1 pseudogene is annotated in these 350 nt (G+C 70.6%); it reads left to right on the top strand.

What is annotated here, in order from left to right:
- Positions 1-22: 22 nt before the first annotated feature.
- Positions 23-350: pseudogene (locus tag EN804_RS35365) on the top strand (hypothetical protein); the annotation flags it as partial.

Raw genomic sequence — 350 nt, 5'->3', positions numbered from 1 at the left:
GTTGGACATTGCCGGAAGTGGCATGGCCTATCGCGCGGGCGACACCCTGCACGTGGTGCCGGAGAACGACCCAACCCTGCTGCACGCAGTGGCCCGCTGGTACGGCGATACCACGGCCGTGGCCGCCCTGCGCGACTGCGAGCTGCGCCTGCTGAGCAAGAGCGTCCTGCGCGAGCTGGCCCGGCTCGGTGGCAGCGAAACGCTGAAGGGCCTGCTGAAGGTCAGCCAGAAGCGCGAGCTGGACGCCTACCTGCACGGCCTGGACCTGCTGGACGTGCTGCAGGACCACGCCACCCCGGACAGCGTGCCGCTGCCCCGGCTGCGTGAACTGCTGTCACCGCGGCTGCCGC

This window comes from Mesorhizobium sp. M8A.F.Ca.ET.161.01.1.1, assembly GCF_004792105.1.
Taxonomy (GTDB): domain Bacteria; phylum Pseudomonadota; class Alphaproteobacteria; order Rhizobiales; family Rhizobiaceae; genus Mesorhizobium.
Note: the sequence above shows the minus strand (reverse complement) of the source record. Positions and strands in the feature narration are given on the sequence as shown.